This window comes from Photobacterium kishitanii (assembly GCF_000613045.3).
Lineage (GTDB): Bacteria > Pseudomonadota > Gammaproteobacteria > Enterobacterales > Vibrionaceae > Photobacterium > Photobacterium kishitanii.
The window spans coordinates 2,137,712-2,152,216 of sequence record NZ_LN794352.1; the positions used below are offsets into that span (position 1 = coordinate 2,137,712).

Annotated in this window: 14 protein-coding genes; 6 read left to right on the forward strand and 8 right to left on the reverse strand. The window is 38.0% G+C overall.

Annotated elements, in window-relative coordinates; genetic code table 11:
• Nucleotides 1–33 precede the first annotated feature (33 nt).
• Nucleotides 34–585, forward strand: a complete 552-nt coding sequence (locus tag PPBDW_RS10060; protein WP_036795238.1) for a GNAT family N-acetyltransferase — start codon at nt 34–36, stop codon at nt 583–585.
• 94 nt (nt 586–679) lie between these two features.
• Nucleotides 680–928 (forward strand): YecH family metal-binding protein, encoded by a 249-nt coding sequence (locus PPBDW_RS10065; protein ID WP_081045106.1) that lies wholly within the window; start codon nt 680–682, stop codon nt 926–928.
• 200 nt (nt 929–1,128) lie between these two features.
• Here PPBDW_RS10065 and PPBDW_RS10070 read toward each other — a convergent pair whose 3' ends face one another.
• Entirely contained in the window at nt 1,129–2,133 is a 1,005-nt protein-coding gene (locus PPBDW_RS10070; protein WP_081045105.1) for a VirK/YbjX family protein, read from the reverse strand.
• 285 nt (nt 2,134–2,418) lie between these two features.
• On the opposite strand from PPBDW_RS10070, the gene bamJ reads away from it, so the two are divergent.
• Nucleotides 2,419–2,892, forward strand: a complete 474-nt coding sequence (bamJ, locus tag PPBDW_RS10075) for a BamJ family beta-barrel-assembly machinery protein (protein WP_036795239.1) — start codon at nt 2,419–2,421, stop codon at nt 2,890–2,892.
• Between the two features lie 87 nt (nt 2,893–2,979).
• Here bamJ and PPBDW_RS10080 read toward each other — a convergent pair whose 3' ends face one another.
• The 6 genes from PPBDW_RS10080 to hinT form a co-directional block, all read right to left on the reverse strand.
• Nucleotides 2,980–4,269, reverse strand: a complete 1,290-nt coding sequence (locus PPBDW_RS10080) for an NAD(P)/FAD-dependent oxidoreductase (RefSeq protein WP_036795240.1) — start codon at nt 4,267–4,269, stop codon at nt 2,980–2,982.
• Between the two features lie 188 nt (nt 4,270–4,457).
• Entirely contained in the window at nt 4,458–4,997 is a 540-nt protein-coding gene (gene ycfP / locus PPBDW_RS10085; protein ID WP_036795241.1) for an alpha/beta hydrolase YcfP, read from the reverse strand.
• A gap of 215 nt (nt 4,998–5,212) precedes the next feature.
• Complete coding sequence (locus tag PPBDW_RS10090) at nt 5,213–6,130, reverse strand: phosphotransferase (protein ID WP_036795242.1); 918 nt, start codon at nt 6,128–6,130, stop codon at nt 5,213–5,215.
• A gap of 34 nt (nt 6,131–6,164) precedes the next feature.
• A complete protein-coding gene (lpoB, locus tag PPBDW_RS10095) occupies nt 6,165–6,758 on the reverse strand; it encodes a penicillin-binding protein activator LpoB (protein WP_036795243.1) in 594 nt (197 codons plus the stop codon).
• 30 nt (nt 6,759–6,788) lie between these two features.
• Nucleotides 6,789–7,184 carry a YcfL family putative periplasmic lipoprotein gene (locus tag PPBDW_RS10100; RefSeq protein WP_081045104.1) on the reverse strand — a complete coding sequence of 132 codons (396 nt, stop codon included), beginning with the start codon at nt 7,182–7,184 and terminating at the stop codon, nt 6,789–6,791.
• A 202-nt stretch (nt 7,185–7,386) separates the two neighbouring features.
• A complete protein-coding gene (hinT, locus tag PPBDW_RS10105) occupies nt 7,387–7,737 on the reverse strand; it encodes a purine nucleoside phosphoramidase (RefSeq protein WP_036795245.1) in 351 nt (116 codons plus the stop codon).
• Between the two features lie 352 nt (nt 7,738–8,089).
• Between hinT and PPBDW_RS10110 the strand changes: the two genes are divergently transcribed.
• Together PPBDW_RS10110 and pyrC are read left to right on the forward strand one after the other, a co-directional pair.
• Complete coding sequence (locus PPBDW_RS10110) at nt 8,090–10,093, forward strand: methyl-accepting chemotaxis protein (protein ID WP_036796435.1); 2,004 nt, start codon at nt 8,090–8,092, stop codon at nt 10,091–10,093.
• Nucleotides 10,094–10,262: 169 nt separating this feature from the next.
• Entirely contained in the window at nt 10,263–11,294 is a 1,032-nt protein-coding gene (pyrC, locus tag PPBDW_RS10115; RefSeq protein WP_036795247.1) for a dihydroorotase, read from the forward strand.
• 85 nt (nt 11,295–11,379) lie between these two features.
• Here pyrC and PPBDW_RS10120 read toward each other — a convergent pair whose 3' ends face one another.
• Nucleotides 11,380–12,894, reverse strand: a complete 1,515-nt coding sequence (locus PPBDW_RS10120) for a fumarate hydratase (RefSeq protein ID WP_036795250.1) — start codon at nt 12,892–12,894, stop codon at nt 11,380–11,382.
• A 176-nt stretch (nt 12,895–13,070) separates the two neighbouring features.
• Between PPBDW_RS10120 and pabB the strand changes: the two genes are divergently transcribed.
• Nucleotides 13,071–14,468 (forward strand): aminodeoxychorismate synthase component 1, encoded by a 1,398-nt coding sequence (gene pabB, locus PPBDW_RS10125; protein ID WP_036795252.1) that lies wholly within the window; start codon nt 13,071–13,073, stop codon nt 14,466–14,468.
• Nucleotides 14,469–14,505 lie beyond the last annotated feature (37 nt).

Consider the following 14,505-nt stretch of genomic DNA (forward strand, 5'->3'; position numbering starts at 1 on the left):
TTAAGCACAACATCACTTAGAGGCTAAATAATCATGAAACTTGATTTTGAACTTACGACTCCTCGACTGATTTTACGCCCTTTTAAAACTGCAGATTTACATGCTTTTCTTGAAGCGGTTAACCAATCAAATCAATACCTTCAACCATGGTTAGAATGGTGTGATAATAATTTTGATCAACAACAAGCTTATGAATGGATCAATGCCAGCCGTTTAAGTTGGCAACATGATTACAGCTATGAATTAGCTATATTTGATCGAATTAATGATGATTTTGTTGGTACCGTTTCACTTAGCGCCATTACACCATTATTTAATTCAGCTAACCTCGGCTATTGGATCAAGTATAATTATCATCGTCAAGGTATAGCAACTGAAGCTAATACCGCTATTATTCAATTTGCATTTCAAATGTTAGGTCTTACTCGACTGGAAATAATTACCCATACCGATAATTATGCCAGCCAAAAAACAGCGCTTGCCTGTAACGCTATTTTTGAATGTGAAGCAAGAAACCGAATTTTTTACCAAAACAAACCTATGAATGGCTATGTGTATTCATTAGTGCCTCAAGATTTATATTAAGCATTATTAATTATATCTACATTGGTATATATCAACCTTTAGTAACCACATTTCAGTTACTATTCAAGTCTATTTCTTTATACAGTCAATAATTATGTCCTCTACTGAATCTCGCCATGGCCACGATGTATTAAACCTTATCGCTGATGCTTCAACGCCTTTCACAATCAAAACATTACACGCATATGTTGAACAACATTGGGGAGATGATACTCATTTTCATACTTGCAAATTAAACAACCTCTCTTTAGATGCGCTGCTAACCTTTCTTTTATCCCGCAATAAACTTACTCTTGATAGCGATAACTTACATACAAATAGAGAGCAAATCTGTCAGCATTAATACAGTAGTCTATCGATTACCACACGACCCCGTTTATTTTACTGACATGATTAGTAATTCAGTCATTATTTTAGTAAATATTACCTACGTTTTTTGTTTTATAGAACCAAGCAGAATTAATAAGATAAAAGCCTGTACTTTAAATTTTTAAAGTACAGGTGCTTATTTTATTTATATTGTTATATCTAGTAATAGAGGCTCTATTCTTTATCAGTTTTAGTTATTATTTTTGAAATATTAGTATCAAATAATAACTCAGTTTCCTCTAACCACTGATAACGTTTAGTATATAGCTTTCTTTTATTTCTATTTAAACTTTCTAGATCTTTTTTAGGTACTTCTAACGGTATTTTATAAAAATTACCATCAAAAACTTCAGCGCCATATTCTTGCCAATGGCTATCATAATCAAATGTTACCGCATTGCGCTTACGACCAATATAGCGCCAAGACTGATACATATGTGACTTATTGCTTATACCAAATAGCATTTTTAACTCCATACTGCGAGCAAGCATTATGGCAAACTCAAGGATTAATGCTTTTGGTCGTAGTCCATGACACCCTTTTGTTAATGCTTTTATTACATCATTTCTATTTTCAACATCATGATTAGGTCCTTGTATCGAACCTATATACATTGAGCCTTGATATTCAGGACTTAAATTCATTGTTATCATATAGATACGTTGGTTTTTATCATTAACTAATCGTAAGCCTAATGCACCTTCTCTATTTTGACCTCGATCTAATATCAATTTATATTTAACTTCATCGCGATCTTCTATTTCTAATAAACAATAGCCTTCATCTCGATAAATTAAGGGTAAATTTGATGAAAATAACTCTGACATACATTGAAAATGTTGAGTTACAGAAGTAATTCTCTGTTTTTTATTCCAATTAACACATAAATAAGGTTTAAATGGTTTTTTTACAATATTTGGGTGTAACGCTAATATCACACTAAGATTGGGTGTTAAAAAGGTATTCATTAAGTGCTTTAAGCGTGAATAATGCAAATAGCTCCATATTATAAACCGTGTATCCTTTCGCTTTTTCTTCCAGCCAGAAGATTTATAATTAATACCATTAGCAATATTTTTTATATTGTTAAAAAAACAATCATCAGAATTTAATTCATATCTCGCATCAATTAACTCTCCTTGCTGAAGTAAATTTATATCATTAAGATTATTGTTCATTTTCTATCTATCAACCTTCTGCTTATAATTTCTTGTGAAAATAAACCACCATCACAATATTCGAAATAAGCATACTACAGTAACAAAAATTCAAATCAACTAGCAGTATAAAATGTAAACCATAACTAAAATTTTTTGACGAATAATTATGCTAACAATATGCTAGAAAAAATAAGAGGATTAATTATCCCACCTTCAATTTAAATTCTTATATTGTTATTTCATACTGTTACTTCTGAAAGAGAATGATATTATAAATTAAATTTATTCAGTAAGGACACACTAGTGCCAAAAATTATTATTGCAGTGGTTATCGCTGCCGTAGTTGCGTTTTTTCTTTATCGCTCTTACAACAACAAACAAGCTGCGCAAGAAAACATTAAGATTGGGCAGGAGTTTCTAGCGGCAAACAAACTTAAAGAAGGCGTACAAACCACCGCTTCAGGTTTACAATATTTAGTATTACAGCCAGGTACTGGAACTGAACATCCAAAAGCAACCGATACAGTTACTGTGCATTACCATGGCACATTGATTAATGGCACTGTATTTGACAGTTCAGTTGATCGTGGTGAAAAAATTTCATTCCCACTAAATCGGGTAATTAAAGGATGGACTGAAGGCTTACAACATATGGTTGTTGGTGAAAAGGTACGTTTCTTTATTCCTGCAGATCTTGCTTACGGCAATAATGGAGCTGGTAGTATTCCTCCAGGCTCTGTACTGATCTTTGATGTAGAGTTATTTAAGATTAATTAAATTATCTAACCAATAAAAACGCCAGTATTGATCTCAACTAAAAAGAGAATTCACAATACTGGCGTTTTTTATTACTTTACTATGATATTAATGCAGTTTTAGGCTTGGACGAAGTACACGATTAATTCGGCCAACTAACATAATCAGGCCTGTTTTGAACATACCATGTAACGCCATCTGGTGCATACGATACAACGAGATGTATACCATCCGCGCAATACGGCCTTCAACCATCATTGAACCTTTAGATAAGTTACCCATTAAGCTACCCACCGTTGAGAAACGGCTTAATGATACTAACGAACCATGATCACTGTAAATGTAAGGCTTTTGCTCACGATCAGATAATTTCGCTACGATGTTAGCAAAACAACGGCTTGCCATTTGATGTGCTGCTTGTGCCCGTGGCGGTACAAATGACCCATCTTCTTGCACGCATGATGCTAAATCACCAATAACATAAATATTATCATCACGGGTTGTTTGTAGCGTTGGTTTAACCACTAGCTGATTAATACGGTTAGTTTCAAGACCCGCAATATCTTTCATGAAATCAGGCGCTTTAATACCCGCGGCCCATACCATTATTTGGGCTGGGATATGCTCACCATCTTTGGTTGTTAAGCCAGTTTCATCGGCTTTTGTCACCATCGTTGCCGTACGAACGTTAACACCTAACTTAGTTAGTTCATTGTGCGCAGCTTGAGAAATACGTGGCGGCAATGCTGGTAAAATACGCTCACCAGCTTCAACTAAGTTAATATTTAAGCGAGAACTATCAAGATCACCAAAACCATAGTTATGTAATTCTTGGACTGCATTGTGTAACTCAGCAGACAGTTCTACCCCTGTTGCACCTGCGCCTACAATCGCAATATCAACTGTTTTTTGATCTTTATTCGCATGTAACTTCATGAACTGGTTATTCATTTCACTACGGAAACGGTGAGCCTGCTCTGGACTATCAAGGAAAATACAGTTATCACGCACACCTTGAGTATTGAAATCATTCGATGTAGAGCCAATCGCCAGTACTAAAATATCGTACTCTAGAGAACGTTCAGGTACCAATAGCTCATTATGCTTATCATATAATGCTGCTAAAGTGATCGTTTTTGCATCACGATCAATATCCTGTAATGAACCCATTTGGAAATCAAACGAATGATTTTTAGCATGTGCTCGGTAACTAATTGCATCAACACCAGCATCTAACGATCCCGTTGCTACTTCATGCAGTAATGGTTTCCATAAGTGGCTTGCACGACGATCAACTAATGTAACTTCAGCACGACGCTTGCGGCCTAATGTACGCCCCAATTTAGTGGCTAATTCTAAACCACCAGCACCACCACCAACAACGATAATACGTGTCAAGATAGCTTCCTCTCTATTTTATGATTTTTAAAAACTGACAAAGACTAAATTGCATAACAGTCTGCTTAGAGTAAATATTCAAGCACTAAGACCGCTAGGCGAAAAAGTATCTATATATTTAGATTCACGTATGTAGGCAGACGGATCTACGACCCGTCTGTGATATGTAGGAGGTAATGGTTCCGTTGTTACTGCGCTTTAAACGCTTTTATTTTTTGTAGATGCTGCGAGATTTTTTTAAACTTATGAGATTCATTTTCATCCCATACAATGTCGTAAAATTGATCTAGCTCATCTTTTGTTTGCTGATTATCTAACACTTCATCATGAGTTGAAAGGATACAGAGACAATTTCCTGTATTTTTTTTACGAAAATTTGTTACACACTTTGTCAAAATATCGTCGTATTCCTCGGGACGGTCTATTTTACCCTCCATATTGCGCTCTGGATGCAAATTAGGATTCAACATCACTTGTTTTATGCCTGATAGGAATCCAATTCGCTCAGCCCAGTAACCACCAAGACCAACACCGCAAATCAAAGGCTGTGGATCATCACAACTTTCAAGCAATTTATGAACTTCTTTCAATAGATGTTGCATATCATGCTTAGGATGTAGCGTACTATAATTTAGAAAACGAACGTCAGAATCAATAAATTGCAATTGCAATACTTTTTCGTGATTACCTGGACTTGTTGAATCAAAGCCATGTAAATAAATAATCATTGTTATCTCTCGCTATCTAGTAATAATTTTACTTACTATCTATACCTACATAGCTGAGTTAAATCCATAATATGAGTAGTGTTTTAACAAATTTAAAACAAAAAACATGATCCAGTCGACAAAATTTTATTCACCAAGGTAATAATCATATTAACTCAAGTGTTATTTGTAATAACTTACTTATTGTTTTTAAAGGTAATTATCTTATACATCATTTAAGATCTATTAATATATTCAATAAGTTGTTGCTGTAATTGCGAAGCATGTTGTAAATATTCCGGTTGGTGCCAGATTTTATAGCCGACCAAGTACCATAATAACGCTAAGTATTGGCACCACGGCAGCCAACCACTCACCGCTTGTAACCAATCATACTTATTAAAATGCGTCCCTTGCTCAATCAGCTGCCGATAGTCACAATAATCACTCACTGCCAACTCAGGATCTAATTCATTAGCGATGATTGTCATCGCTAAATCTAAGCTCGGATCACCTGCCGCGGCATATTCCCAATCAATAATTTTGGCGTGATCAGTTAAACTCGCCGTTGATAATGGCAAAATAACGTTATAGCGACCAAGATCAAAATGACAGCAACAATCGTCAAACGCCGTTGGCACTGATTGATGCTGAAAGAAAGTATAGATTGAAGTGAGTAACGGTGTTTTATGATCAGTATTGATATGTTGCCAATAATGCTGTGCCCGTTGCTGAACATCTAATCGCCAAGATGGGAGAGGCAATTGATGTACTTTTGCTTGTAGTTGACATAATGCAGTATCAGAAAAACGAGACGTTGCTTCTGTTCCAGGTAACCATTCCACGACAAGCCCTGTCACTCGTTCGACAGCAGAATCAACATCGACGAATAACTGTAATGGTTTAGGGGCTAAATCAGTATTATATATCATCGTTAGTAACTGATATTCATGCTGACGTTCAATACCAAACACCTGAGTAGCAGCAGAGAATGGTCGCCATACATATTCTTTAGTTTGATTTATTGACGGGTGAAATAATACGACTTTCCAACAACGATTAGTCAGCCCACCAGTTAACATTGATGCTGAAATAAATTCAGTATCAGGTAAGGTAAGTAAAAAATCACAATCAAACTTTTCACAACAATCCATATTGCTACTCCTCACCTGATACTAGACGTTGTAATTACCAAGCAGCACTATTTGTCGCAGCAGCTTGCATCACTTGATCTTGATCAGACCACTCAATAGCTCCTGATTTCAGATCCATCAATCGCATGATCATTTTATAATATGCTTGCTGACCGTTTGATGTTGATTTCATTACAGTCGCTACGTGCCCATAAAGCATATATTGCGCACCAACCATATTACCAAACTGAATTGCCGTACTTTGGTTTACAAAGCGATCATCTTCACGGAAATTTAATTGCTTACGCACAGCTTGAACACGTACGGGATCAACAAAACGGAATTTACCTGAGTCTTGTAGTTGTTCACTAATCATTGCCGTTAAAGCGCTTGTATCAACATGATTACGAGTTTGATTCTTAATACTATCAACAACAACAATAGGTTCACCATTAGCTGTCATCGAACGCACAGCAGCTGATGCTAGCATTTTATCAACCATTGCCGATGATAATTTCTCTAAATCACTGGCACCAAAATTTGTCACCGCATTTTCAATTCCATGCAATCCGCCACCGTAATTAATTGGTTGAGCACAACCTCCTAATAACGTTGCTGCTGCTAACAAGGCTATTACACTCTTTTTCATTTTAATTACCTTTAAATTTGTCTATCTTGCTTAGTTATTTGTATCACGCACAACAATACGGTATTGCGTAGCTGCTGTACTAGGTGCCAATGCTTGCAATAACAATATTTGATTGGGCTTAATTGCCAGCGTACATGAGACTGACGTTGGGTGATTTATCTCTAAACCGTTAACATCATACCAATAAAAACGATAGTTCAATGATATGGCTGCGTCAGTTTTATTCATGGCCTCAACAGAAGCATACAAATAACCATCACGCAAATCTGTTTGTGAATGGCTAAACTTAAGCTTGCTGGCTAATGTCGTATTACCAATGACAACCTGATGATTACCCTTATCAAGGCTAATCCCCGGCATTGTTATTCCGCTACATCCCGTAACAAGTATGACCAACAATAGCGACAACGCAGATATATACTTCATGCTACATTCGTGTACAGCTTGGCTGTAGCCTCCTAAATTTCAATGGAATTACTCATCAGCATTATTTTATAAGTTTACTCTAAGAATGAAAAAAGCTTGAGTGACTCCTTGCTAATCATTGTTGCTGAATTAGCACCGTCATACTCAAGCTTTATTATCAATACATTCTATTGCAACTTTATGCTAAGAATTTATCACTTATTTAACTTACAACCATTGGGCCTAATGGACGACCGCCTAATAAGTGCATGTGAATATGATAAACTTCTTGGCCACCAAAAGGATTGCAATTAACAATCAAACGGTACCCATCTTCTGCAACACCTTCACTTTCTGCTAGTTTACGTGCAACAGTAAACATACGCCCCATCATTAACTCATCTTCTGCTTCAACGTCATTAACCGTTGGCAACAATTTATTTGGAATAATAAGAATATGGCTTGGCGCTCGAGGATTAATATCACGAAATGCAGTTACTAACTCATCTTGATATAAAACGTCTGCTGGAATTTCTTTACGAATGATCTTACTAAAAATAGTTTCTTCAGCCATACCTGACTCCATTAAATAATCAGCTTAAATGTATTCTCGGTTGAGTATGCGCTACCAAGGTGAGTAGGGCAATATTGAACATCGTTTTAAACACTTTTTTCGCGTCTCATTTCATCTTTTACCGTTATTTTTGCAACAACAGTCAAAATATTCACCAATGCCCTCTTCAAAGAGTCAAGAGTTTGAAGTTCGCGTCGATAGATAAATCAAACTGACGTAACATTAGAAATATCAATTATAACAACACCATCAATTACCATTAATGATTGATTTAGCATTAGCTGTCATTGTTATAAAAGAAATTTTAATCATTAAGTACAAAGTTATCAGCTTTTATGAAATTAGGGATATTATGAAAAAAAAACACCAAACCTCAGTCATACGTCGTATGTACTCAGGCTTTGCTATCTTAGTAACATTATTTGTCGTCACCATTATCTTCATGCTTGATGGTGTAGGCCGTATTCATAATCAATTAAAGTCAATTACTGCCGATGCCTTACCCCTAGTTTCAGTTTCAAATAATGTCAGCGTACAGCTACTGCTCGCAGATAAGATATTCAAAGATTATCTAACCAGTCAAGATCCCCAAGCAATGGCAACCTATAGCACTGAATTTGAAAAACAAACCAATGTTTTTCAACAGGCTCGCAATCAACTTGAACACGTTACGAAAAATAATCCACAATTAACACAATCGATTCAGGCTTTAACGGCATTAGAGCAACGCTATTTTTCTGAAGCCACGACCGCAATGACAAACTATCGTTTATTACTGCTTACCGCTAATGAACGCCAACAATCTTCACGCCAATTTCAACAACTACAAACACAACTCAATATTGGCATGAAAGAATTTATTAACGAGCAAGATAACCTTACGGTTAAAATGCTATCAAAAAACTATTTTATAAAATTAAAAGAAACAGAAACAATTACCCTCGACGCGTTAGCCTCTGATGATACTGCTGTTATTGAAAAAGCAATTAAAAGTAATAAGATCAGCGTTAATCATCTTAAAAACACCTTCCGCTCTTTATCTGTATTACAACCCGAATTAAAACCAGCATTTGGTCTATCCGTAGAACAATATGGCCTTGATATTGGACGTACTGGCGGTGTACTTGACCAACATTTTGAATACATTCAGGCACAGCATCGCCTGTATGACAATATTGCTACTTTAGCCAAAGAAATTAATCAAGCAATGGAGATTATTGGCAGCTTTAATAAACAAGCTAATAATCAAATGAGCCACACTATTACTACAGCCAACAAAACCTATACAGACGTAGTGACAAAAGCCACTATCATCGGTGTCGCGGTAATCTTTTTAGCTATCATTGTCGGCTGGTATTTAGCTCGCTGTGTACGTCGACCTTTAATGGCAATGTTAAACACATTAGAGGCACTAACTGCAGGTAATATGACTCAACGCACTGAAAACAGTAATTTCATTGAGTTTAGCCAGCTTAGTCACCATATCAATATGCTTGCTCAAAATTTACAACAAATATTAAGTCAAATTAGCCATGCATCATCAGAATTAAGCACAGTTGCCACTGAAAATCATGCAACGACAGCAGAGGCTAAGCTTCGCTTAAACAGTCAACGTCAACAAACAGCCTCTGCAGCAACAGCAATGGTTGAAATGGAGCACTCAGTCACCGATGTTTCAAAAAGTGCCCAGCTCACCATGGAACGGGTTAATGAGGTAGAACAAGCATCAGCGGCTGGTCGAGAAGTTATGACCAGTAATATCAATACAGCCCACCAACTTTCTAGCCGCCTAGATGAATCAGTACAGGCCGTTGAACAACTACAAAAAATGAGTAGTAACATTGGTTCAATTTTGGATGTTATTCGTAATATTGCTGATCAAACTAACTTATTAGCCCTTAATGCCGCAATTGAAGCCGCCAGAGCAGGTGAACAAGGACGTGGATTTGCGGTTGTTGCCGATGAGGTACGAGTGTTAGCTAAACGCACAACTGATTCTACTGCTGAAATTGAAGCAATGATCAAAAATTTACAAACCAGCTCAGGCCAAGCAATGGACATGATGCAAAGTTGTGTGACTGAAATGGATAACAGTATTGGTCAAGCATCTAATGCCAATAGTTCAATGGAAGAAATTCAAGCTATTATTATTGATATTAGTGATATGAGCAGTCAGATAGCACAAGCGGCAGAAGAACAACGCTGTACTACAACCGAAATTGCTCGTAGCTTAGAAGATATTAGTCATATTGCTGATAACAGTTATAACGCCATGGAAGAAATGGCCGATACCAGTGTGAAACTCGAACATTTAGCGACTGAACAAAATACCCTCGTGAGCCGCTTTAAATTGTAGCTATAAATACTCATCGATCAAACGGTCGATGAGTATGCTTCACATTTTCCACCCTCACAGCAAACGATTGCGCTTTAAAGCAGCAATTAACCATATTGTTTGATTTATAAACTTTACTTCGTAGGGCGATGCTTTTAGAATCGGACAAATTTTTGGGAGGGAAGCACAAATGACGACGTTAACAATTACACGTCCAGACGACTGGCATACACATTTACGTGATGGCGATGTACTCGCTGACACAGTTCGCGATATTAGCCGTTATATGGGACGCGCGATCATAATGCCTAATCTGATCCCCCCTGTTACTGATACCAAATCAGCTCTTGCTTACCGAGATCGTATTGTAGCGGCGCAGCCTGCTTCTACTTTCACACCACTCATGGTTATCTACCTGACAGATAACACATCTGCTGAAGAGATTAAGAAAGCCAAAGCATCTGGTCATGTATACGCAGCCAAGTTATACCCTGCAGGTGCGACCACTAATTCTGATTCAGGCGTCACTTCAATTGATAATATTCGCCCAGCATTAGAAGCCATGCAACAAGTCGGTATGCCATTACTCATTCACGGTGAAGTAACACATAATGATGTTGATATTTTCGATCGCGAAAAAGCCTTTTTAGAGACAGTATTAGCACCAATTGTTGCTGAATTTACAACACTGAAAATCGTACTAGAGCATATCACTACTGCTGATGCAGTTGAGTTTGTTACTAATGCAGGTCCAAATGTTGGTGCAACCATTACTGCTCATCATTTAATGTTCAATCGTAATCATATGTTAGTGGGTGGTATTCGCCCTCATTTTTATTGCTTACCGATTTTAAAACGTAACACCCACCAGCAAGCCTTAATCACCGCAGCAACCAGCGGTAATGCGAAGTTCTTCTTAGGAACAGACAGCGCACCACATGCAAAAGGCCGTAAAGAAGCAGCTTGTGGTTGTGCAGGATCTTACACGGCTCATGCAGCAATTGAGCTATATGCTGAAATATTTGAGCAAGCAGGCGCATTAGATAAATTAGAAGCCTTTGCGAGCTTTAATGGTGCAGATTTTTATGGCCTGCCACGTAATGCTGATACGATTACACTGACTAAAGACGCGTGGAAAGTCGCTGAAGAAATGCAATTTGGCAATGATACCGTTGTGCCAATTAAAGCAGGTGAAATGATGACTTGGAAAGTAACCGTTTAAGAGACTAACTCACTAACGACTTTTCATTAAAAAGGCTTCCATATCGTATGATTGGAAGCCTTTTTTATACTAACAAATTAACAAGTTACTGGGTCATTTCAGCAATATTAACTCGCCATGTATCTGGGCCAGTTTGATGGGCATTTATTCCCTCAGCATCAACTGCAACAGTCACGGGCATATCTTCAACTTCGAACTCATAGATTGCTTCCATACCTAAATCAGCAAAAGCAACCACACGTGCTTTTTTAATGGCTTTCGCAACCAGATATGCTGCACCACCAACCGCCATTAAATAAACGGCTTTGTGTTGCTTAATTGATTCAATGGTTGCCGGTCCACGTTCAGCCTTACCGATCATGCCTGTAAGACCCGCTTCACCTAGCATCATTTCAGTAAATTTATCCATCCGGGTTGATGTCGTCGGCCCAGCAGGCCCAACAACTTCATCACGTACAGCATCAACGGGGCCAACGTAATAAATAAAGCGATTAGTGAAATCAACCCCTTCAGGAAGACCTTCACCATTACTTAGCATTTCTTGAATGCGTTTATGTGCCGCATCACGGCCCGTTAAGATCTTACCTGACAATAATACGGTTTCGCCTGAACGCCACTCTTGCACATCAGCTTTAGTAATATTATCAAGATTAACCCGACGTACATTATCACCTACTTCCCATGTTACTTGTGGCCAATCGCTTAGTTTCGGCGGTGTTAACTCAGCAGGGCCATTACCATCAAGAGTAAAGTGAACATGACGTGTTGCTGCGCAATTAGGGATCATACATACAGGCTTAGACGCCGCATGCGTTGGCGCACTTTTAATTTTCACATCAAGCACAGTGGTTAAACCACCTAAACCTTGTGCACCAATACCTAATTTATTGACACGATCATAAATATCTAATCGTAATGCTTCTTCTGTTGTTTTAGCACCACGTTGTTGTAATTCATGGATATCAACGGCTTCCATCAATGACTCTTTAGCAAGTACTGCTGCTTTTTCAGCGGTACCACCAATGCCTATGCCTAACATACCAGGAGGACACCAACCCGCCCCCATTAATGGCACTGTTTTTTCTACCCACTCGGCAACATCATCAGAAGGATTAAGCATTACCATTTTAGTTTTATTCTCAGAACCGCCACCTTTAGCTGCGATTTGAATTTCAACTTTATTTCCCGTAACCATCTCTACATGCACAACGGCAGGAGCATTGTCTTTAGTATTCTTACGCGCCCCTGCAGGATCAGCAACAACAGATGCACGCAATGGATTATCAGCGTTGGTGTATGCCTGACGCACACCCTCATCAATCATTTGTTGTACTGTTAAATCACTATCCCACTGCACATTCATGCCAATTTTAACAAAGCATGTAACAATGCCCGTATCTTGACATATCGGTCGACGACCTTCAGCTGACATACGAGAATTAATTAAAATTTGGGCAATAGCATCTTTCGCAGCTTGACTTTGTTCTTTGTTATAAGCTTTTTCTAATGCTTGAATAAAGTCCAAAGGATGGTAGTAAGAAATATATTGTAAAGCATCGGCGACACTACTGATTACATCTTCTTTACGGATGATGGTCATAATTACCCTCGTTAAGTATTATCATTCCATGGCGCCCGATTTAAATCTTCCAAATTGTAGGGGTCTTAAACAGCCAAATAACACTGTTCAATCTTGGGCGTCTTTCTCTGAATATGATACTCTTGCCTATAACATTGCGCTATGCGCCAATTAAACCTCTTGTCACAAAAAAGAAAATGATTTGTAAATCACATCCAGAATTAAGCATTACCTCATTACCCTACTCAAAAGATGCCGCTCTTTCATGGTTTACACCATTATCGGGGTTGCCATGGGCAATGATATTACGTTCGGCAGCAACAACGCATCCAGATAATCGTTATGATATTTTAGTTGCCGATCCTTTAGCCACTATTGAGACACAAAATGATACAACTTATATTAAGTTTTCAAATGGTGACCAACGTACCACTACCGATGACCCTTTTAAGGTCATTAACACCCTACAAAGTGAGTTATTACCACCACTTAGCACACTCATAGATTTGCCATTTATTGGCGGAACGCTAGGGTATTTTAGCTATGATTTAGGCCGTCGAGTAGAAAAAATAGCCACCACAGCGACTCATGATATTCCATTACCTGAAATGGCTGTTGGTATTTATGATTGGGCGTTGATTGTCGATCATCAATTACAACAATCATGGCTGATTGAATCTAAAAATAGTCACCGTCTAGCGTGGTTAACACAACAACAATCCCAAGCTAAATCATCATTAACATCACAAAAAAGTAACCATAATACGACGTTCCAATTAACATCTTCATGGTCATCAAATATGACTAAAGAGGATTATTGCAACAAATTTAACACTATACAGTCGTATCTATTGTCGGGAGATTGCTATCAAATCAATCTTGCACAGCGATTCAGTGCCCACTATCAAGGTGATGAATGGCAAGCTTATTGCCGTTTAGAAACAGCAAATGGCGCGCCTTTTTCAAGTTTTATTCGCACCGATAACGGCGCCATACTCTCAGTATCACCAGAGCGTTTTTTACAATTAAATCAATCTGATATTGAAACAAAGCCGATCAAAGGTACTCGTCCTCGTAGTTCTGATACCATTGAAGATGCAGCGAATGCACTGGCGCTTCAGCAAGCCCCCAAAGATCGGGCTGAGAATGTGATGATTGTAGATCTACTGCGCAATGATATTGGTCGAGTAGCCGTACCTGGAAGTGTTCGTGTACCGGCACTATTTGCCATTGAAAGTTTTCCAGCAGTACACCACTTAGTCAGCACTGTTACTGGTCAACTAGCCAGTAATTATTCAGCCACGGATTTATTACGTGCTTGCTTCCCTGGCGGTTCGATTACCGGAGCGCCTAAAGTTAGAGCAATGGAAATTATCGAAGAACTAGAACCTAATCGACGCAGTATCTATTGCGGTAGTATTGGCTATATCAGTCGTTGTGGCACCATGGATACTAATATTGCAATTCGCACATTGGTCGCCTATCAACATCGTTTATACGCATGGGCAGGCGGTGGAATTGTCGCTGATAGCAATGCCGAGAGTGAATATCAAGAAACTCTCGACAAATTAAGTAAAATTCTGCCAACCTTATAATAACGCTAAATTTAGTGAAAAAGTTGTAAATGGAGGC